Source organism: Hymenobacter translucens (genome assembly GCF_020685205.1).
GTDB lineage: Bacteria > Bacteroidota > Bacteroidia > Cytophagales > Hymenobacteraceae > Hymenobacter > Hymenobacter translucens.
The window spans coordinates 706,682-726,002 of the sequence record NZ_JAJERB010000001.1; the positions used below are offsets into that span (position 1 = coordinate 706,682).

The window sequence follows — 19,321 nt, forward strand, 5'->3', positions numbered from 1 at the left end:
CGTCAATGTACACTGCGCCAGGTGATTTCCGGCAATTTTCAGTGGCTTCCCGGTACGATTCAGCCGGCCGGAGCCAGTCCACGCCTGGGTCTAAAGTCCTGAATTATGCTCTAACGGCACTGCCAGCATAGTTCAAGCGAAATATTCGCTTCTTTTGCCGGTCTTGGCGGGCCAGCTGTCCGGGCCAGCCTTCCATCAGCCCCTACCCGCCATGCAGCTCATCACCCCCTCCCTTTTCCAGATCAGCCTCGGTCCCGTCAACGCCTTTGTGGTCGAGGACGACGGGCTCACGCTGATTGACACCGGCTACCAAAACAGCCTCGACAAGATCTTTGCCGCTATCCGCAAGGCCGGCCGGCAGCCTGACGACATCCGTCGCATCGTGCTTACCCATACCCATCCCGACCACGCCGGCAGCGCGGCTGCCATTCAGCGGCGCCTGGGGGTACCCATCTTTGCTCACGCCGCTGATGCACCCCTGCTCGAAAGCGGCGTGGCTGGCCGATTACCCCATCATCTGTCGCCGGGCTTGCTTAATTGGGTGCTGTTCAACGCCGTCATCAAGCGGAGCGAAAACGTGGTGGAGGCAGCCCCGGTACAGGTAAAGCTGGCGGATGGTGACGTAATACCCGGCGCCAAAGGAATGCGCGTGGTGCACACGCCGGGCCACAGCGCGGGTCATATTGCCCTGCAGGTGCCCGCGGAGGGCGTCCTGATCGTTGGCGACCTGTGCGCGAATATGGTGGGTCTGGGTTTCAGTATCGTGTACGAGGACCGGGCCCTGGGCCTGGCCAGTATCCGCAAAGTGGCTGCCCTCGACTTCGACCAAGCGGTGTTCGGCCACGGCAAGCCCCTTACCAAAAATGCCAAGGAGAAGCTGCAAAAGGCCTTCGAAAAGTATGGGACCTAGCGGGCAGCCTGGTCTGCCTCACTGCCCTGCCCCTGGTTGGCTTCGCCTTGCAGCCGGATCCAGGGGCGGGCCGCCCGGATGAAATCATCACTGTTGAAGGTCAGCGAAATGCCCGCGGCTCCGCTGAGCCGAATGGTAGTCGAGTAAAACGTGGTCCAGAGAGATTGCTCGGTCTGGAAAGGCTCCAGCGCCGACCAGGGAATCAGCAAAGGCGGGTGGCCCACCCGAAAAAGGGAGTTGACGGAAAGGGAAAGTCCATCGGGGGCTATGCCCGCCCGGATGGCATTCTGGTAGCTTACCACCCCGAGCCGGGCCCTGGGCAGCGTGATCTGCGACCCGGCCGGGGTGCTGACCACGCCAAACCGGGCGACCAGCCGGCTCCAGGCTACCTGTGAAATTCCCTTTACGATCAGGCACCAGAAGCCGATAAAGAACCCGATGCCGGTCGGAATAAGCAAAGGCCAGTAGGACATCATGCCGGTAAAGTACAGCCACGCAGCGGGCTACTGCGCGACCGGGGGCTTGGAATAGCCGGGGCCGGCCGCAAAGGTGAGCCGCAGGCAGCACAAAGCTAGGAGCAGGGTCAGGGGCGTGAAGACTGCTTTTTCAAGCTCGTTTTTGGAAACCATGTTGCCGAGGGTATTCAGCAGAAAGAGCGCGGTCATCAGCCCGAATGCAATCTGCAGCACCACGGGCCGGACCCGCACGTTCAGCAGCCCGGCCCGGACAGCAGCCACGGCCAGCATCAGCAGGTTAAGCGTTATCGACACCGCTTCCAGCACCAGCAGCTGCTCCCGGCTTTCGACCCGTCCGCCCCAGACGATTCCGGCCGGCAGCACGCCCAGCACAATGAGCCCGTGGAACAGCACGACCAGGGTCAGGGTTGTCAGCAGGCCATAGAGGGCCACGGTAACGGGGAAATAACGGTTCAGGAGGGTCACAGGAAAAGAGTAGTTAAGCAAGCCCCTGGGTTGCCCATAAGCCGGGCACCGTTGGCGCGGCCAAGATAGGTGAGCAACTATTTATATTCAGCCAACCAGTTTTTTTCGGCAACGCAAAGGGGCGTTCCGCAGTACGCCTAAGCTCGGCAGCGGCAGCCCCTATCCACGCCAACGGAAACTAATCCGGGCAGCTGGCACTTCGCATCACGGCACCGCTCCGGTTTCCATCCGTTAGCTCATCCTCCCCGGTATTTAATTTATGTCTTCCGTTTTTGATTCGCTGATTCCGGCCACCGAAGAAGCCCGCCTGCAGGCCCTGCACCGCTACCAGATCCTGAATGCCTCAAACGAGCAGCTGCTCGACGACATCGTGGCCCTCACGGCCCGCCTGCTGCAGGTTCCCAGCGCCCTGATTTCGCTGGTCGACGAAAAGGAAGTGGTGTTCAAGTCCAACTACGGTATAGGCGGCGACCGGGTGCCGCGCAACCAGAGCATGTGCTCGGTGGCCGTGCTGCAGGACGGCATCACGGTGTACGAGAACCTGACGGAGGAAACCAGCGCCCTGGTAGACCCCACCGTGGTACGGCAGCTGAACATGCAGTTTTATGCCGGCCATTCGCTTAATACCCCGGAGGGCCACAATATCGGTACCCTGTGCGTGCTCGACTACCAGCCCCGCCCCTTCACGGCTCCTGAGCGGGCGCTGCTCGGTACGATGGCCGGGGTCGTGATGCGCCTGCTGGAGCTGCGCCTCGTGCTGGCCCGCAAGCAGCAGACCTCGTTCCGGTTCTGGGACCCCGTCTACAAGGCCATCGGCGACCAGCTCAGCCGCCTCAACCGGTTCGCCGACGAGGCCCCGGCCCGCACGGACGCTCCTTACACCCTCGCTCCGGCCATCAACAAGGAAGCCACCGCCATGGCCGAAACCATCGACCAGTTTATTGCCGCCACGCTCAAGCGGGTATAATACGGTTGCGGCCGGTCTGTCCTAGCGCCCCAGTGCTTTCAGGTAAACGGGCGGAATGGCAAGCCCGTGGAACTGGTTGGTCAGGGCGTAGAGAATCAGCCCTGCCGTAACGACCCCGATAGCGCCAATACCCACTGCCTGCCGCCTGGCCGCCCGGCTGCCGAACGAAACCCGCGCTTTCCGGTAGTGGATGCTGGCGATGTGCAGAAACACGGCCATCACGGCCAGAAAGTAGTAGGGAATAAAGAACAGGCTGAAGGGAAAGGTATTCATTCCCGCGGCTCCGAAATACAGGTTCGTATCCAGCTTAAACCACAGGCGGCCGGTCAGCACTGCCCCGGTATGAACCAGCAGGAAAAAGGCCAGATACAGGCCCGAAAACAGCTGCACCCGCCAGGCAACGCCCTGCGCCGGCTGGGTGCGGGCCTGGCGGAAAAGCCGGATGCCCGTAAACACCTGCGTGACCACGGCCAGCAGGAGCAGCGGCTCTATTACCCGGTTGCGGTAGATCAGCCGCAGCAGATTCATCACCGCTAGATGCGCCGGCACGCCTCCCAAAGCCGCCAGATGATTTACCAGGTGAGTTAGAATAAACACGGCCAGCAACAGGCCGGTCCAGTAATGCCAGGTGATGATACTACGCCGCATCAGGTGCGTTTTTGCTTTACGGCTGCAATACTAGCCACTATATAGGTGAATTACTACCTATACCGGCACCGCCCCGGTACTCCCTGAGAAGTTTGGTTTGGCTGCAACCCCCGGGGCCGGGCTGCGGTTATACACCACATTCTTCGTTCACCCGCAAGCATTATGGAATCCCTAAACGGAAAAATTGCCCTCGTCACGGGCGCAGGAAAAGGAATCGGCCGGGCCGTAGCCATTGCCCTGGCGCAGGAAGGCGTACACGTGGGCCTGCTGGCCCGCACCGAAAGCCAGCTCCAGGACGTAGCCCGCGAAATTGAAGCCCTGGGCGTGAAAACCGCCGTGGTTGCGGCCGACGTGGCCGACCGCACGACCGTGGAGGCGGCCGTGGCCCAGGTCCAGGAACAGCTGGGCGCCATCGATATTCTGATCAACAACGCCGGCATCGGCACGTTCGCCAAAGTAGTGGATATGCCGCCCGCCGAGTGGGAGCATATTGTGCAGGTCAACCTGATGGGCACCTACTACGCTACCCGCGCCGTGCTGCCCGCCATGATTGCCCGCGAAACCGGCGACATCATCAACATCGCCTCTACCGCCGGCCAGCGGGGCGCGGCCACGACCAGCGCCTACAGCGCCTCCAAGTTCGCCATCCTGGGTTTCACCGAGTCGCTGATGCAGGAGGTACGCAAGCAGAACATCCGCGTGTCGGCCCTCACGCCCAGCACCGTGGCCACCGAGCTGGCTATTAGCAACAACCTCACCGACGGCAACCCCGACAAGGTGATGCAGCCCGAGGACTTGGCTGAGTTCATCATTGCCCAGCTCAAGCTCAACCGCCGCATCTTTATCAAGGAAGCCGGCATGTGGAGCACCAACCCGTAGTAGTTGGCTGCTGGCTTTAAGCTGATGGCGGTTAGCGTAAAAAAGGAGCTGCCCTATCCCGGCCGGGATAGGGCAGCTCCTTTTTTAATAATGGTCTGCGTTGGCAAGGAGCGCAAAACACCTGCTTGATATACAGTCGGATGTGGTAGGCTGGTCTGGTTTAGAAGAAGTTCGAAACCGGTGTCCCAAGCTACAGCCGTTTCGAAATCAGCAGGCCGCCGTAGGAGTGGCCGTTTACATTCAGCCCCTGAACCGGCGCGAACGAATAACCCGCGCCCCTGGCTTTGTGCAGCTGGGGCACCATGATGCCCACGGTAGCTCCCACCGCGTAGCCCACGATGTTGTCGGTCAGGAAGTGCTTGCCGGCTTCCATGCGGGCGTAGGCGACTGCCGCGGGCAGCACGGCCGCGGCGGTCCAGATGTAAGGCTCGGCGGCGGAGCCGGGGTTGAAGTCGTGCAGGACCTTGGCCGTGAAAAAGGTGACTGTAGCGGAATTGGCGGTGTGTCCGCCGAAAAAGGAGTTCGTAGCAACCGGCTGGGTGCGCCGGCTGCCTCCTTCGGGGCCGTAGAGGTAGGGCCGGTACCGGTACGTGGTACCCACGGTCGAAGCGAATATGGCATTCGTAGCCATCATGGCTTCCACGTAAAGCACCGCCACCTGCCCGAAACGCCCCCGGGAAGCCGGGTTCAGCGCAAGCACCCCGGGCGCAAGGCCCATCGTCGGGTAAAACAGCAGGTCGCTGACGAGCTGGGCCCGCTCACTGTAGCGGCCGGCTACAAACCGGTCGATGCGGGGCACGTCGCTTTTGCGGAGCAGGGCCAGCTCGGCCTCGGTGGGAACGCGCTTTTGCTGCACGAGGTAAAGGCCGGTTACGCCTATGCCGGTCAGGCCGGTGATAATGGCCCCATCCACAAGCAGGCGGGTGTGGTAGGGCGAAGCGGACGGGGTCGACTGGGCCCGGCCGGGCTCAGCGGCAAGCAGCAGGGTGGCGGCAAGCCAGAGGGAGACGAAAAGCTTCATGGGCAGGCAAAAACAGGATAACGCACGAAGTCATACCGGGGTTAAAGGGTCGATTCTACCGCAGATCGGCCTGCCGCATCCAGCCCTTGGTGGTTACTTTTTCCCAGTTCGTGAACGTGACGTAAACGGCCTCTCCCCGCCGATCTATCACCCGGACTTTGTCGCCCTGCTCGCAGTAGGCGCGGCGGGGCTGCGTCAAGTCGGGCGAGTTGTGAAAGTAGGCCCGGGCCACCTGTACCACCGCCGTCCCGGCCGCCGGGCCCGCCGGCCGGGGTTCCGGTTCGGCGGGTGCCGGGTTTACTTCCTGCCCGTAGTCTTGCGCAGCCGGCGGAGCGGACCGGGGCGCCGGGCGGGTCCGGGCAGCCGTCGGCGAGGGGCTGCCCGCTACCCGGGTCAGCTCGGCCGACTTCAGCCAGCCCACGACCGTGGCCCCGTTGGGTAAGCGGAAGCTGGTTTGCACAAAGCCGCCCCGCTCTTCGGTGCCGTACAGCAGGTCGCCGCGGCGCAGGTAGTTGCCACTGGGCCGGCCCTGTTCGGGAGCGTCGAAAAAGTACGCGGTTTCGACCCGCACCCGGTACGGGCGGCCCGCAGAAGCTGGTGGGGCAGCGGCAGGCGTGGGAGCCGACGCAGCCGCGGGCGTCGCCGCAGTTGGCTCGGCTGCCGCGGGCTCATCGACCCGCAGCTCAGAGCTTTCCCGCCGGGACGTGTCATCAGAGCAGGAAGCCAGCAGCCCAGCAGCCAACAGAAAGATAAAACCCGACGCTTTTTTAGCTGACTTCCCGCTGCCGGAGGGGCCGCTGGCCGCCCCGGCTACCTGTTGTGCTTGCTGCTTCATCGACGTGGCATTTACTGAACAATACCCCTACGGGCTGCCGGCTTTTACGCAGTCCGGGCCCTTTGCGACGAAACCCGGGCCTGCCCTTCCACTGAGCGGTTCAGCCCATGCGGGCTGCTTTTCGTAAATGAGGCCCGTCGAAGGGCCGATGCCAGGTGCGGCCCTCCCCTATTGCTTATGGAAATACGTCCTCCCGAAAACGCCTCCCGCTGGCGGCAAGCCGCTTACCGCGTCATCTTTGAATCCGATACCCGGGCCGGCCAGCTCTTCGACATTGCGCTGCTGGCAGCCATTCTGCTGAGCGTGATGACGGTAATGCTGGAAAGCGTGCAGGGCATCGAAGCCCGCTTTGGCCCGGAGCTGCGGATGGTGGAGTGGGCATTTACCGGGCTGTTTGTAATCGAGTACCTGATGCGGCTGGCCGTGGTGCGCCGTCCCCTGAGCTACGCCCTGAGTCCGCTGGGCATCATCGACTTCCTGGCCATCGTGCCCACGGTGGCCGCGCTGGTCTTGGTGGGCAGCCGCTACCTGCTCGTCATCCGGACGCTGCGGCTGCTGCGGGTATTCCGCATCTTTAAGCTGGGGCAGTTCGTGGGCGAGGGCGAGTTTATCCTGAGTGCCCTCAAAGCCAGCCGCTACAAGATCCTGGTGTTCCTGACGACCGTCTTTACGCTGGTTATCGTGATTGGAACGATGATGTACGTGATAGAAGGTGGCCAAAACGGCTTTACCAGCATCCCCAAAAGCATCTACTGGGCCATCGTCACGCTGACCACCGTGGGCTACGGGGATATCTCGCCCGTCACGGTACTGGGCCAGAGCCTGGCCTCGGTGCTGATGATTCTGGGCTACGCCATCATTGCCGTGCCCACCGGCATCGTCTCGGCCCAGATGTCGGGTGCCGGCGCCCAGGCCCGGCCGGTGTTCAAACAGGTCGTCTGCCACGTCTGCCAGGCCCCTGACCACCGCGACGATGCCGAATTCTGCTGGCGCTGCGGGGAAAAGCTGTAAACACGGCGGGCGCCAGACTTTGCCTGCGGGACCTGCCGGGTGCAACTTCTTACTGGCCGGGCTACTGCGGCTGGGCGGGCTGAAACCAGCGCTGGTAGGCCGGCGCGACCAGCCGCTGCCACTCCGGGTGCCGCTTCAGGTAGGCCGTCACGAACGGGCACAGGGGAATCAGCGGAAGCTGCCGCCGCTCAATTTCCGCCAGCACCTTTTCCACGAGGGCCGAGCCCACCCCCTGCCCTTCCAGCTCGCCGGGCACTTCGGTGTGGAACAGCGCCAGCGCCCCGTCCCGCTCCCCGTACTCCATAAAGGCAGTGGAATGGTTGACGGTCAGCTCGAAGCGGTGGCCGCCGGGGTTATCGATGAGGGGGAGGTTCTGGAATTCGGGTTTCATAGGGTAATAAAGCAGATGATAGACTAGATCGGCCCAGGCCGGTGGGCTAAAACTAGCGAGTGTTGAGCTGGAATGCATACCCAACAAAACGAAAAGCGCCGCTCTGGGAAACCAGGACGGCGCTTCGTGTGAGAAGGTTGGTTGGACGGCTACTACAGCTTGACGCCCTGGGCCCCCATAGCCTGTTCCTGGTGAGCGTGGTTGGCCTTGTACTCGGCGTGCTGGGCATCGGTACGCTCAGTGCCCAGGCTGGTCAGGTTTTCGCGCAGCTTGTCAGCGGGCATATCAGCGCCGTACGCGGGCGTGCCCGGCTGCTGCCGCCACGACTGGTACAGGGTACCGGCGTCCACGGCGTCGAAGCCCAGCTCTTCCACCAGGGCCATTACTTTCTGCTTGGCGGCGGCATCATCGCCAGCTACGGGCAGGCTGATGCGGCCGGGCGTGCCGACGGGCTGCCCCTTCTCCACGATGTGGTGGGCGTAGATGTTGTTGAACACCTTCACCATCGGCCGACCCAGGTGCTGCTGCACCCACTCACTCTCAGTCAGGCTGCCCGCTTCCAGCTCCGCAATCTTCCCGTCGCGCAGCATGGGGTAGTAGTTGCTCGTGTCGATGACGGGCACCCCGGCCTGTACGCCCGCCAGCAGGTCCTTGGGCAGTTCGGGAATGTTCTTGAGCGGAATGGTTACCACGATCAGGTCGGTGCCGCGCCAGGCGGCTTCCTGAGCAGTGACGGGCGTAGCGCCGGTTTTCCGGGCCAGGTCCTGCAGCGTCTCGGGGCCGCGGGAGTTGGCGATATATACTGAATGGCCGAGGCCCGTAAGCCGCACGGCCAGGGCGCTGCCGATGTGGCCGGCGCCGATGATTCCAATGTTCATAATCGGGAAAGTTTGCATAGGTGACTCGCCGGCACTGCGCCGCCGCAGGGAGTTAAACAGTCAAGGCGAGGAATTGCTTTTCCCTACAGACTTTCCAGAACGAACAACGCCGCCTGAGTTTCCCCGGGCGGCGTTGTAGCAGATTGATGAAACGCTAGCGGAGCAAACCAAATGCTCAGGTCGTTATGGTTAGCATGGGTAGAAAAATTCTACTTCCTGGAGGCGACCCTGTTTGAAGATCAGATCCAGGGCTGCGTCCTGCGGTGCCCCATCCTTATAGAAGGGCAGGCGCAGTACCTCCCGGGGCGGCCGCTGGCAGGGGCATCAGCTTCTTTGGCAGCTTCCGGATAGAAGCGACGGACGTCCTCCAAGGTAGTATTCTGGTTAAGCTCAAGCCTTCCCAGCTTGCCCTGGAACTTGCCTGTTGTGACGTCGAAGCCCGCCAGCACGGCCTGGGTGCCGCCAACTTCGTAGCTTGTTTTGCCATAGTACCAGTAGTCCCCATTGGCATTGTTAACGGGCTCCAGTTCACCGCCGCACTCCACGACTCCTTTAGCAATGCTGTCGGGGCGGCCCATCTGCTTGGTCAGCACTTCCGTGCTCAGCTTCATGTGCGGCTTGCTGTTGATGGTAAGCATGCTCAGCTCAATGTGCTCAGGACTGGCGCTCGCTACCTCCGGCTGAGCTTTAGCCAAGTGGTCCGCCTCTGATGCGGTTACGTCAATGGAGGTGTTGCTTTGGCAGGCTGCATGCAAAAGCAGTGCAGGAGCCAATAAAGGGTATTTCATGAGGCTATTTAGAAAGTCGTAATCGAATAATAAAAAAGGCGGGGCCACACCTAACCGGTTAGCCCCGCTCCTGCTTTCTACTCCCGGCCCGGAATCTTCACCCCGCGCTCATCGGCCACCTGCTGGGCCAGCTCGTAGCCGGCGTCGGCGTGGCGGAAGACGCCCATGCCGGGGTCGGTGGTGAGCACGCGGCGCAGGCGCTCGGCTTTTTCAGGGGTGCCGGTGGCTACTATCACCATACCCGAGTGAGTGGAGTTGCCGATGCCCACGCCCCCGCCGTTGTGCAGGCTCACCCAGTCGGCGCCGGAGGCCGTGTTGGCCAAGGCGTTGAGCAGGGGCCAGTCGGCTACGGCGTCGGAGCCGTCCTTCATGCCTTCGGTTTCGCGGTTGGGCGAGGCCACCGAGCCGCAGTCGAGGTGGTCGCGGCCGATGACGATGGGGGCCGATACTTCGCCCCGGGCTACGAGGTCGTTGATGACCAGACCGAACTTCTCCCGCTCCCCGTAGCCGAGCCAGCATACCCGGGCGGGCAGGCCGATGAAGGGCACCTTAGCCTGGGCCTTCTCAATCCAGCGGGCTAGCATCTTGTTGTCGGGGAAGGTTTCGAGCAGGGCGCGGTCAATGCGCAGGATGTCCTGGGGGTCGCCGGAGAGGGCGCACCAGCGGAACGGGCCTTTGCCCTCGCAGAACAGCGGGCGGATGTAGCCGGGCACGAAGCCGGGGTACAGAAACTGCCCGTTCTCGTCGCGCACCTTCAGGCCGCCTTTCTCGGCCTGCCCGCGCAGGTTGTTGCCGTAGTCGAGGGCCACGGCGCCGGCGGCCTGCATGTCGATGATGGCCTGGCAGTGCTTGATAATGGACGCCAGGGCCTGACGCTTGAACTCGGCCGGGTCAGCGGCGCGCAACGCCAGCACCGCGTCGATGTCGCCCTCGGGGATGTAGTCCATTAGGTCGTGGGCCGAGGTCTGGTCCGTGACGATATCAACCTGGAAGCCGCGCTTGAGCAGCTCGGGCAGGATGGTAGCCGCGTTGCCGGTCAGGCCCACCGACCAGCCGATGCCGTCTTCCTTGCTTTGGGCGCAGATCTGCAGGGCGTGATCGAGGTCCCGGGCCTGGGCGTCGAGGTAGCCTTCCTGCACCTTTTGCTTGACGCGGGCGTCGATGGGCTCGATGACGAGGCACACGCCATCGTTCATGGTCACGGCCAGGGGCTGGGCCCCGCTCATGCCGCCGAGGCCGGCCGTGACGGTAATGGTGCCGCGCAGGGTGCCGCCGAAGTGCTTGTCGGCCACGGCGGCGAAGGTTTCGTAGGTGCCCTGCAGAATGCCCTGGGTGGCAATGTAAATCCAGGAGCCGGCCGTCATCTGCCCGTACATCATCAGCCCGAGCTTATCCAGCTCGTCGAAGTATTCCTGCGTGCTCCAGGCCGGAACAATGTTGGAGTTGGCAATCAGCACCCGCGGGGCGTGGGCCCAGGTACGCAGCACGCCCACGGCCTTGCCGGATTGCACCAGCATGGTTTCGTCGGGCTCCAGGTTTTTCAGGGTCTTGACGATGGTCTGGTACTCTTTCCAGTTGCGGGCCGCGCGGCCGGCGCCCCCGTACACGATCAGCTCGTCGTACACCAGCGAAACGGCCGGGTCGAGGTTGTTTTCGAGCATGCGCAGCGCCGCCTCGGCCTCCCAGGTCTTGCAGCGCAGCTCATTGCCGTGCTTTGCTTTCACGGTTTCCTCGGGCTTGTACTCGTAGTACATGGGCCGCCCCCCGCTGTTGCGGCTGGCCGTGTTGGTGGTGGCTTTATCGGACTGGCTGTTGGCTTCGAGGTTGAGCTCGGGCGTTTCGAGGGAAGCGGGGTGCTGGGACATGGATAGGAAGGCGGGATGGGAATGGGTAGAGGGGCGAATATAGGATTTTCAGTTCGTGCCCGGCACTTTTTTCCCGGTCCGGGCCAGCCCACCGGACCAGTGCCGGCTTCGACGTCCGGCTTGCAAAACTCCCGGTGAATTCGCCGGATACACCGGAAAGAAAGGCATGGACACAAGCTAAGCTCAACATTAGATCCGTCCTACCAGACAACCCAACTGACGAGCTTATCGGCATGCCGTCATTTTTTTTTCATAAAAGCGGGTTACCCTGCCGTGAGTCTGGTATAAAGCCCACAGATGCCCTTACCGGGGCAATCACCTTATCCAACACCTCCACCAACCATTACCTGATCATGAAAAAGGTTCTTTTCCTCGCTCTGGCTGCGGCCTCCTTCACTTTCGCCTCCTGCGGCAGCAACCAGTCGGAAAACGCCGGCGGCACCGAGGGCGCTACCACGGCCGGCACTGAGGCTGGCACCGAGTCCGGCGACATGGGCTCCGACGCTGGCATGAACTCCGACACCACGATGAGCGGTGGCACCACGGCCGGTACTACTGCTGGCACCACCGCTGGTGGCGACATGGGCACGACTTCCGGCACCACGGCCGGTGGCACGACCACGGGCACCACGGCTGGCACGACGGCCAGCGGTACCACCGCTGGTGGCACCACGAGCGGTCAGTAAGCTGACCCGGCATTGTTTTGAAGAAAGCCCCTTGTCTGACAAGGGGCTTTTTTGTTTTAGATCAGGCGGTCAAATCGAATTGTTTCTATCCTCCGGCCGGAATCTGCGTACCCCCTGCTGTACCAAACGTCAAACTGCAATGCAACAGGTAGCCGCTGGCGTCACCCAGCTTCAGATTCAACGCTTCGTCAACCTTTATTTCGTCGAAACCACCACCCGCGGAGAGTGGGTGCTGGTGGACACCGGCCTGCCCGGTCACGCCAAGGACATCATTGCTGCCGCCAACCAGCTGTTTTACGTCGGCACGACCCCGGTCGCCATTCTGCTGACCCACGGGCATATGGACCACGCCGGCAACGCCCAGGAGCTGTCGGAGCACTGGAACGTGCCGGTGTATGCCCACCGGCTGGAGCTGACTTTTCTGACCGGCAAGGCCGTGTACCCGCCCGCCGACCCTACCGTGGGTGGCTCCCTGGGTTTCGCCAGCCGCTTTTTTCCGCCTCAGAGCTTTAACCTGAGCCGCGTGCAGGCCCTGCCCGAAGGCGCCGAGGTGCCGTACCTGCCCGGCTGGCAGATGATCCACGTACCGGGCCATGCTCCCGGACAGGTGGCCCTGTTCCGCACCGAAGACAAAACCCTGCTCGGCGCCGACGCCTTTGCCACCGCCTGCCACGACTCCATTCCCTCCCTGATGCTGCAGCTGCCCAAGATCAGCCGGGCCGGCACCCCGTTCAACTACGACTGGGAAGCCACCCACGCCTCGGTGGTAGAGCTGGCCAATCTGGAGCCCAATGCTATTGGCTGCGGCCACGGCCCGGTGATTACGGGCCCGGAAGCTGCCGCCGGCCTCACCCGGCTGGCCCGCAACTTCCCGGTGCCCGCTCAGGGCCGCTACGTAGCCCAGCCCGCCCGCACCGACGCCGACGGCGTGCAGTTCGTACCGCCCGAAGTACCCGACACCCTGCCCCGCAGCCTGGCAGTCGTCGGAATTGGCGCCGCCGTAATCGGTCTGGCGGCGCTGCTGACCAGCCAGCGCCGCACCAGGCGCGCCACACGCTACGTGCCCGGTCCGCGCTACAACGCCGACCTCGACGAAGGCTACTACTCCGGCTACGGCACCGGCTCCCGGCAAACCCACTCCGGTTCCCATGGGCACCGGGTTGTCACGGGCCCCGGCCCCAGCCGGCCCGACTGGCGCCGCGGTGGCGTAGGAAGCTGATTTTCTAAGGAGTTAGGAGCTGCTGCGCAGGAGTTAGTAGCCGGGAGTATGAAAGTTAAAAATCATCCTGACTTTCGGCAAAACTGTTGATGAGTATTCGGCCCGTTTATGCAAAAGGCACCACCTCAGCCGAGGTGGTGCCTTTTGCTTGAGTATGGTCCTGGATTCTGAAGCCAGACGTCAGAGAGCCAGTTGGCAACTTATGATTCTAACTCCTGACTCACAGCTTCTACCACCTGCCTATCATTCCGTTCCGCGCTTGATGGTGATACCGCCGTTGGTGGTGACGGCACGAATCGGGGAGCCGCCTTTGCCCAGGGCCACGGCTATTTCGCGGCCGACTTTGCCTTTCACGTCGGTGGGGAAGTCGGTGCTGATGGGGCCACGCACGGTGCTGCTGAACAGCTCGGCGGAGTAGTCGGCGGGGATTTTCCAGCTGATGCCCCCGTTGGTTGTCGTTACGTCGAGGCCCTTGCCCTCCCACTTGCGGCCGTTAAGGGTGATGCTGAGTCCCCCGTTCTTGGTGCTGCCCTTCACGTCGCCGCCCGTGCCCACAATGCTTACCCCGCCGTTCTGAGCCTCGAACGTGACTAGCCCCTTTACCCCGTCGAGGCTGATGCCGCCGTTCTGAGTTTTTAATGCCAGGGCCATCTTCTCCGGTACCAGCAGCTCGTAGCTTACTGCCCAGTTGTCGCCGGCCGTCGAAGTAGCCCGCATCGTGCCGTCCACGGTGTTGACGTGCACGGCAGCAGCCGTTGACCGGGCAGCAGCCTCATCCGCGCCCCAGGTCTGTACCCGGGCCCGCACCTTTACTTCCGACCCCGGATAGCTGCGCACCGCGATGCCGCCGTTCTTGCCGCCATCCACCGTCAGGGGCCCCGACTTAGGTACCTTCAGGCTGAAGTCGCGGGTTTCGCAGTGCTGCTTGTTGTCGCTGAAGTTGTACTTGTGCTCGTCGCAGGACGATTTGAAGGCGGGCGCGGTCTGGCCGGCGGCGGTGAGGGTGGCGGCTCCGAAAGCCAGGAGGGTGAGCAGGTTTTTCATGGTAGGAAAGAAAGTTTAGGGTGAATTTTCCCAATGGATGAGCACCTGCGCAACAAGGTTGCTTCCATCAACGAAATATTTCGTACTTCTTTCGAAAAAACTTTTAAAACCTCCTTTAGAGCTAGTTGCGGGACCTTCTATCGTTTCACCAGCTTTGCCGCGACCCCGGTCAGGAAGGCAGAAACGATAGTAGCCCCCAGGCGGGCAGTCTGGTTGTCGCGGTCGTAGATGGGGTTCAGCTCCACTACTTCAAACAACTGCACCCCGGGGTTGCAACCGGCCAGGAAAGCGGCTTCCACCGCCTGCCGGGGCGTGAAGCCGTCGGCGCTGGGCGCCGAAACCGCTGGAGCGTATGCTTCAGCGCAGCCATCGATATCGAAGCTGACAAAGGCCGGGCCGGCGGCCGTGGCGCGCGTCAGGGCCCGGTTTATATACAGCGACATACCGTCCTGCTGCACATGGGCCAGGGGCACGATGGTCGCCTGCTGCTGGTGCAGAAAGTCAATATCCTCCTTGGTGTTGAGGTTGGAGTGCAGGCCAAGCTCGGTAAACCGGGACCCAGCCAGCACGCCTTCCCGCAGCAGCTTGCCGAACGGGGTGCCGCTGCTGATAAGGGGCTTGTCCTTCACGTCGGCGTGGGCATCGAGGTTGATGCCGCCGACCGGGCGTCCATTCTCCGCATCCGACAGGCCCCGCACGGTGGAGTAGGTGCCGTCGTGGGAGCCGCCCAGCACCACAACCCGGGGATACTGCCGGAGCAGCTCCCCGAGGCGACGGCGGATGGTGGCGTGGTTCTGCTCGTGGTAGGGCAGGCTGAGGTCCAGGTCGCCGGCGTCGGCGATGCGCAGGGTGCCGAGGTCCACGTCGTGCTCGAGGTTGTAGGTTTTGTGGTAGCGGCGCAGCTCCCGGCGAATGGCGCCCGGGGCATGCACTGCCCCGGCCCGGCCCCCTTCGAGCACGGTGCCAAAATCGAGGGGCAACCCAACGAGGCAGACATCGGCCTGGGGCAGCTGATCGGCAGGAAAAATGAGCTCACGCAGAAACTGGGGCATGGAATTGGCAGGCAAAGGTGGGGCGGCAAGTTACGCGCCGGCTGTCAGAGCAAAAGCCGATTTACCGCGCGAAGCCCCGGCTGCGCGTGTCGTTGCCCGTTGCGGACCTGACGAATTCGTTTGGGTGCCGACGCGATGCGGAGCCGGGGATTCGCGCTTCTGCTCAGCTGCGCTTTCAAGCCATACTTTTCCCAGCCTTACTTTTACTTTTCCAACCCCGCTTTCCTATGCGCCTCCTGCTGCTGCCTTTGCTCCTGTTCAGTTTCTTCCTCTCCCCTGCCCAGGCCCAGGTGAAGCCGGCTCCTAAAAAGCCGGTCAGAGCTGCTGCGGCCAAGACACCGGCCAAGCCCAAGGCCGCAGCAGCTTCGTTTTACACCACCTACCGCTACCAGACCTACACCGTGTTTGAAAGCAGCGGGGAAGCCACGCAGGTGGAAGGCGTGGGCGGCACGCTGACCCTACAGCCCGGTGGCACCTACCAGAAGCGCCTGCAGCTGGGCAGCCTCAACGGCCCCATGCGCTTCGACCAGGACGGGCGCTACCGCATCAGCGGCGACAGTATCCGCTTCGACTACACCGACCGGCAGGGCGTGGCCAAGCGCTACGGGGGCACCTTTCAGGTTGCGCCCAACACCCGGCAGCTGACTATCACCATCAACGAAACCGGAGCCGGCAACAAAGGCGTGTACACCCTGGCCCCGGTCCTGTACTAAACAAGTGGAAACCCGGGCTCAGATTGCGCCTGCCCGGCCTTTCTGCTAACTTGCCACCCCTTCCGGGCATTCCCCCTGCCGGCTGGTTCACAAATTCATCATTTCACAAATTCACCATAGATGGGAAGAGCGTTTGAATTCCGCAAAGGCCGTAAAATGAAGCGCTGGGACAAGATGTCCAAGGACTTTACCCGCATCGGCCGGGAAATCGTGATGGCCGTGAAGGAAAGCGGCCCCAACCCCGATACCAACTCCCGCCTGCGCACGGCCATGCAGAACGCCAAGGGCGTGAACATGCCCAAAGACCGCGTGGAAGCCGCTATTAAGCGGGCCAGCAGCAAAGAAGAAAAAGACTACCAGGAAGTGGTGTACGAAGGGTACGCGCCCCACGGCGTGGCCATCGTAGTGGAAACCGCTACCGACAACCCCGTGCGCACCGTGGCCAACGTGCGGATGTACTTCAACCGCGGCAACGGCGCCCTGGGCACCGCCGGCTCGTCTGACTTCACCTTTACCCGCAAGGGCGTATTCAAGCTGGCCGCCGAAGGCCTGGACCGCGACGAGCTGGAGCTCGAGCTGATTGACTTCGGCGCCGACGACATCTACGAAGACCAGGAAGAAGACGAGCAGGGCAACGTGAAAGACCTTATCGTGGTGGAAACCGCCTTCAGCGACTTCGGCCAGATGCAGAAAGCCCTGGAAGAGCGCCACCTCAACGTCATCAGCGCCCAGCTGCAGCGCGTGCCCAACACCACCGTGACCCTGGAAGGCGAGCAGCTGGAAGAGGTGATGAACCTGATTGAGAAGTTCGAGGAGGACGACGACGTGCAGGCCGTGTACCACACTCTCGGCTAGCTTTGAACCTGACGGGCCCCGCATTCGCCCTGTAACGCACACGCGCGGGCCGCTCCGGTTGGGGCGGCCCGCGTTTTACTTCTATACCGCCCTTCACCATTCCGGCTTCCGGCTACCTACTTCCTGATAAGACTGTTTCTTCTCTCGTGCTGCTCCACAGCGTTGCCGCCCGGGCCCAGCAAGCCGAGCTGCAGGCCTTGCTGCAAAAGGAAAACGGAACCGGCATTCAACTGGTGATGCAGTGGCTGGCCGAAGAAAAGTAGGCCCGCCGGGCTGCGTTTTACCGGTACCCTTCCTTTCACTTCTGCCCTCTAACCATGAACTGGGTTTATCTGATTATTGGTGGCTTCTGCGAAATTGGCTTTGCGGCCTGTATGGGCAAGGCCCGGGAAGCCAACGGTGGCACGGCCCTGCTCTGGTGGGTGGGCTTTGCCGCCTTCCTCACCCTGAGCATGTACCTGCTCTACCGCGCCACGCTCACCCTGCCTATCGGCACGGCCTATGCCGTCTGGACGGGCATTGGAGCGGTGGGCTCCGTGGTCGTGGGTATCCTGATTTTCAAAGAGCCGGCCACGTTCTGGCGGCTGTTTTTTCTGTTCACGCTGATCTGCTCGATCCTGGGACTGAAGGCAGTGACAAACGCCTGAGCGTATTCTAAAGGCCGATCAGCTTATCGGTCAACAATAGGAACCTGGCGGTATCTTATAATCCGATGACAAGGTTTAGCTATAGTTAAGCTACCTTTCAACCTATTTCAGTTTTAGCCCACTACGTACCGGTTTGTCTGCTCTTCGTTGCATCTGCCTTCTGCTGGTGGCCGGGCTGTCCGCCTTTCGCCAGCCCGACCCACCCAAACCCTCAGCGGAACAGGTTCTCACCGCCATTGCCCGCCGGCATAAGATTCCGGGGCTGCAGGTGGTGTACACGCGCCAGCAGCAGGTTCAGTCGCTGCAAGCCGGTGTTTTGAAGCAGGGGCAGCCGGCGCCGGTGGGGCCCAGCAGCGTTTTTCAGGCGGCCTCCCTCAGCAAGCCCGTCTTTGCTTATATCGTGCTGCGGCTGGTAGACCGGGACCTGCTGGACCTGGACATTCCCCTGGGCCGCTACCTGGAGCTTCAAAGCTCCGGCAACCGGCGGGTAACCGAGCAGATAACGGCCCGCATGGTACTGCATCATACCAGCGGACTGCCCAACTGGGCGGAAAATGCCGCCGGCCCCCGGTGGAATCAGAACGTGCTTAAGCTCAAGTTTACCCCCGACAGCTGCTGGCACTACTCCGGTGCGGGCTACAGCTACCTGCAGCAGGTAGTGGAAACCATTACCGACAAGTCGTTGCAGGAGCTGGCAGAAGAGGAAGTCTTCAAGCCGCTCGGCATGAGCCAAAGCAGCTTTGGCTGGGAAAACCGCTTTGAGCAGCAGCACTGCACCGGCCACGATAGCCAGGGCCAGCCGACGCGGGTCCGGAAGTTCCGCGAACCCAGCGCCGCTTTCAGCCTGCTCACCACCGCCCACGACTACAGCCTGTTTCTGCAGGCGCTGGCCGCCGGCCAGGGGCTGAAGCCGGCTACGCACGCCCTCCTGCTCACAGCTACCGGCCCCGCCCGCCACTGCGGCCGCCTGCGCAGCCCCGCCGCCGAGCACATCACCTGGGGCCTGGGCGTGGGCCTGCAGGAAAGCAGCCGGGGCCAGGCCTTCTGGCACTGGGGCGACAACGGGGACTTCAAAAACCTGTTCATGGTATTCCCGGCCACCGGTGAAAGCATCGTTCTTCTCACCAACAGCGCCAACGGGCTGCTGGCGGCCCCGGAAATTCTGGAGCTGTTTATGGGTTCGGACTCCTACTGGGCCCTGACCTGGCTGCAGGAGCAGTAAGTTTGGGGCCGGGTTACTCTCCCCGGCCTTTGCGATGCTTCGGCAACCCACCCTCGCCGACATCCGGACCACGCTTACCGATTCCGTATGACCGACGATTCCCCGGCCCTTCCGGTCCTGCCGCACCGGCACTTTCTCGTTCACAAGCCCTTCGGCTACCTGAGCCAGTTTGTGTGCGAGCTGCCGCGCAAGAAGCTGCTGGGCGCGCTGCACGACTTTCCGCCCGGCACCATGGCCATTGGCCGCCTCGACGAAGCCAGTGAGGGTCTGCTGCTGCTGACCACCGACGGCAAAATGAGTGAACTGGTGCGCGGCAAGAAGGTGGAAAAGGAGTACTACGCCCAGGTCGACGGGCTGATTACCGACGAGGCTGTGGAGCAGCTGCGGCAGGGCGTGGAAATCGGGCTGCGCAACGTGAAGTACCAGACCCTGCCGACCCGGGCGTACCGGCTGGAAGCCGCCCCCGCTTTTGGCGACCGGGGCCGGAAAATCCGCGACGACCGGCATGGCCCCACTTCCTGGGTTTCCATCGTCCTGAGCGAAGGCAAAAACCGGCAGATCCGCAAGATGACGGCCGCCGTGGGCTTCCCGACCCTGCGCCTGGTGCGGGTGCGCGTGGGCAGCCTCCACCTCGGCGACCTGGCCGCCGGGGAGGTGCGGGAAGTGCCCGCATTTTCGCCAGCCGACCTCGGCCTTTCTGATTCCGCCCCGGCAGCCGAGACACAAGAACCGGGAGTATAGCGGATAAT

General features: G+C 62.6%; 22 protein-coding genes. 11 read left to right on the top strand and 11 right to left on the bottom strand.

What is annotated here, in order from left to right; genetic code table 11:
• The first annotated feature begins 211 nt into the window (after positions 1 to 211).
• Complete coding sequence (locus tag LJY25_RS03000) at positions 212 to 910, top strand: MBL fold metallo-hydrolase (protein WP_227606739.1); 699 nt, start codon at positions 212 to 214, stop codon at positions 908 to 910.
• Here the strand turns inward: LJY25_RS03000 and LJY25_RS03005 are convergent.
• The gene (locus LJY25_RS03005; protein WP_227606740.1) at positions 907 to 1,386 is read right to left on the bottom strand and encodes a hypothetical protein; all 480 of its coding nucleotides are present in this window, start codon (positions 1,384 to 1,386) and stop codon (positions 907 to 909) included. The two genes, LJY25_RS03000 and LJY25_RS03005, sit on opposite strands and share 4 nt — an antisense overlap.
• A 27-nt stretch (positions 1,387 to 1,413) precedes the next feature.
• Positions 1,414 to 1,851, bottom strand: coding sequence for a hypothetical protein (locus LJY25_RS03010; RefSeq protein ID WP_227606741.1), 438 nt, complete (start codon positions 1,849 to 1,851; stop codon positions 1,414 to 1,416).
• Between the two features lie 259 nt (positions 1,852 to 2,110).
• On the opposite strand from LJY25_RS03010, the gene LJY25_RS03015 reads away from it, so the two are divergent.
• The gene (locus LJY25_RS03015) at positions 2,111 to 2,818 is read left to right on the top strand and encodes a GAF domain-containing protein (protein ID WP_227606742.1); all 708 of its coding nucleotides are present in this window, start codon (positions 2,111 to 2,113) and stop codon (positions 2,816 to 2,818) included.
• Between the two features lie 21 nt (positions 2,819 to 2,839).
• Here LJY25_RS03015 and LJY25_RS03020 read toward each other — a convergent pair whose 3' ends face one another.
• Positions 2,840 to 3,466 carry a hypothetical protein gene (locus LJY25_RS03020; RefSeq protein ID WP_227606743.1) on the bottom strand — a complete coding sequence of 209 codons (627 nt, stop codon included), beginning with the start codon at positions 3,464 to 3,466 and terminating at the stop codon, positions 2,840 to 2,842.
• Positions 3,467 to 3,628: 162 nt separating this feature from the next.
• On the opposite strand from LJY25_RS03020, the gene LJY25_RS03025 reads away from it, so the two are divergent.
• On the top strand, positions 3,629 to 4,345 hold the full coding sequence (locus LJY25_RS03025; protein WP_227606744.1) for a 3-ketoacyl-ACP reductase: 717 nt from the start codon (positions 3,629 to 3,631) through the stop codon (positions 4,343 to 4,345).
• A 190-nt stretch (positions 4,346 to 4,535) separates the two neighbouring features.
• Here the strand turns inward: LJY25_RS03025 and LJY25_RS03030 are convergent, their stop codons facing one another.
• Complete coding sequence (locus LJY25_RS03030) at positions 4,536 to 5,366, bottom strand: phosphatase PAP2 family protein (RefSeq protein WP_227606745.1); 831 nt, start codon at positions 5,364 to 5,366, stop codon at positions 4,536 to 4,538.
• Positions 5,367 to 5,421: 55 nt separating this feature from the next.
• Positions 5,422 to 6,201, bottom strand: coding sequence for a hypothetical protein (locus LJY25_RS03035; RefSeq protein WP_227606746.1), 780 nt, complete (start codon positions 6,199 to 6,201; stop codon positions 5,422 to 5,424).
• 177 nt (positions 6,202 to 6,378) lie between these two features.
• On the opposite strand from LJY25_RS03035, the gene LJY25_RS03040 reads away from it, so the two are divergent.
• Positions 6,379 to 7,212: an ion transporter gene (locus tag LJY25_RS03040; RefSeq protein ID WP_227606747.1), complete on the top strand. Its 834-nt coding sequence runs from the start codon at positions 6,379 to 6,381 to the stop codon at positions 7,210 to 7,212.
• A 61-nt stretch (positions 7,213 to 7,273) separates the two neighbouring features.
• On the opposite strand, the gene LJY25_RS03045 is transcribed toward LJY25_RS03040, so the two are convergent.
• The 4 genes from LJY25_RS03045 to hutU form a co-directional block, all read right to left on the bottom strand.
• Positions 7,274 to 7,603, bottom strand: a complete 330-nt coding sequence (locus LJY25_RS03045) for a GNAT family N-acetyltransferase (RefSeq protein WP_227606748.1) — start codon at positions 7,601 to 7,603, stop codon at positions 7,274 to 7,276.
• Positions 7,604 to 7,755: 152 nt separating this feature from the next.
• The gene (locus LJY25_RS03050; protein ID WP_394799942.1) at positions 7,756 to 8,481 is read right to left on the bottom strand and encodes an NADPH-dependent F420 reductase; all 726 of its coding nucleotides are present in this window, start codon (positions 8,479 to 8,481) and stop codon (positions 7,756 to 7,758) included.
• A 239-nt stretch (positions 8,482 to 8,720) separates the two neighbouring features.
• A complete protein-coding gene (locus LJY25_RS03055) occupies positions 8,721 to 9,317 on the bottom strand; it encodes a hypothetical protein (protein WP_227606750.1) in 597 nt (198 codons plus the stop codon).
• Between the two features lie 29 nt (positions 9,318 to 9,346).
• On the bottom strand, positions 9,347 to 11,134 hold the full coding sequence (gene hutU / locus LJY25_RS03060) for a urocanate hydratase (protein WP_227606751.1): 1,788 nt from the start codon (positions 11,132 to 11,134) through the stop codon (positions 9,347 to 9,349).
• Positions 11,135 to 11,487: 353 nt separating this feature from the next.
• On the opposite strand from hutU, the gene LJY25_RS03065 reads away from it, so the two are divergent.
• Both LJY25_RS03065 and LJY25_RS03070 read left to right on the top strand, forming a co-directional pair.
• On the top strand, positions 11,488 to 11,820 hold the full coding sequence (locus LJY25_RS03065; RefSeq protein WP_227606752.1) for a hypothetical protein: 333 nt from the start codon (positions 11,488 to 11,490) through the stop codon (positions 11,818 to 11,820).
• Between the two features lie 139 nt (positions 11,821 to 11,959).
• Positions 11,960 to 13,039, top strand: coding sequence for an MBL fold metallo-hydrolase (locus LJY25_RS03070; protein WP_227606753.1), 1,080 nt, complete (start codon positions 11,960 to 11,962; stop codon positions 13,037 to 13,039).
• A 243-nt stretch (positions 13,040 to 13,282) separates the two neighbouring features.
• Here the strand turns inward: LJY25_RS03070 and LJY25_RS03075 are convergent, their stop codons facing one another.
• Both LJY25_RS03075 and LJY25_RS03080 read right to left on the bottom strand, forming a co-directional pair.
• Entirely contained in the window at positions 13,283 to 14,083 is an 801-nt protein-coding gene (locus LJY25_RS03075) for a DUF4097 family beta strand repeat-containing protein (RefSeq protein ID WP_227606754.1), read from the bottom strand.
• Between the two features lie 137 nt (positions 14,084 to 14,220).
• Positions 14,221 to 15,135 carry an arginase family protein gene (locus LJY25_RS03080; protein WP_227606755.1) on the bottom strand — a complete coding sequence of 305 codons (915 nt, stop codon included), beginning with the start codon at positions 15,133 to 15,135 and terminating at the stop codon, positions 14,221 to 14,223.
• Positions 15,136 to 15,362: 227 nt separating this feature from the next.
• On the opposite strand from LJY25_RS03080, the gene LJY25_RS03085 reads away from it, so the two are divergent.
• From LJY25_RS03085 to LJY25_RS03105, 5 genes are all read left to right on the top strand, one after another.
• A complete protein-coding gene (locus tag LJY25_RS03085; RefSeq protein ID WP_227606756.1) occupies positions 15,363 to 15,848 on the top strand; it encodes a hypothetical protein in 486 nt (161 codons plus the stop codon).
• 120 nt (positions 15,849 to 15,968) lie between these two features.
• Positions 15,969 to 16,703, top strand: a complete 735-nt coding sequence (locus LJY25_RS03090; protein WP_227606757.1) for a YebC/PmpR family DNA-binding transcriptional regulator — start codon at positions 15,969 to 15,971, stop codon at positions 16,701 to 16,703.
• Between the two features lie 317 nt (positions 16,704 to 17,020).
• Positions 17,021 to 17,350: a DMT family transporter gene (locus LJY25_RS03095; RefSeq protein ID WP_227606758.1), complete on the top strand. Its 330-nt coding sequence runs from the start codon at positions 17,021 to 17,023 to the stop codon at positions 17,348 to 17,350.
• 133 nt (positions 17,351 to 17,483) lie between these two features.
• Complete coding sequence (locus LJY25_RS03100; protein ID WP_227606759.1) at positions 17,484 to 18,572, top strand: serine hydrolase domain-containing protein; 1,089 nt, start codon at positions 17,484 to 17,486, stop codon at positions 18,570 to 18,572.
• 87 nt (positions 18,573 to 18,659) lie between these two features.
• Positions 18,660 to 19,313, top strand: a complete 654-nt coding sequence (locus LJY25_RS03105) for a pseudouridine synthase (RefSeq protein WP_227606760.1) — start codon at positions 18,660 to 18,662, stop codon at positions 19,311 to 19,313.
• The last annotated feature ends 8 nt before the right edge of the window (positions 19,314 to 19,321 follow it).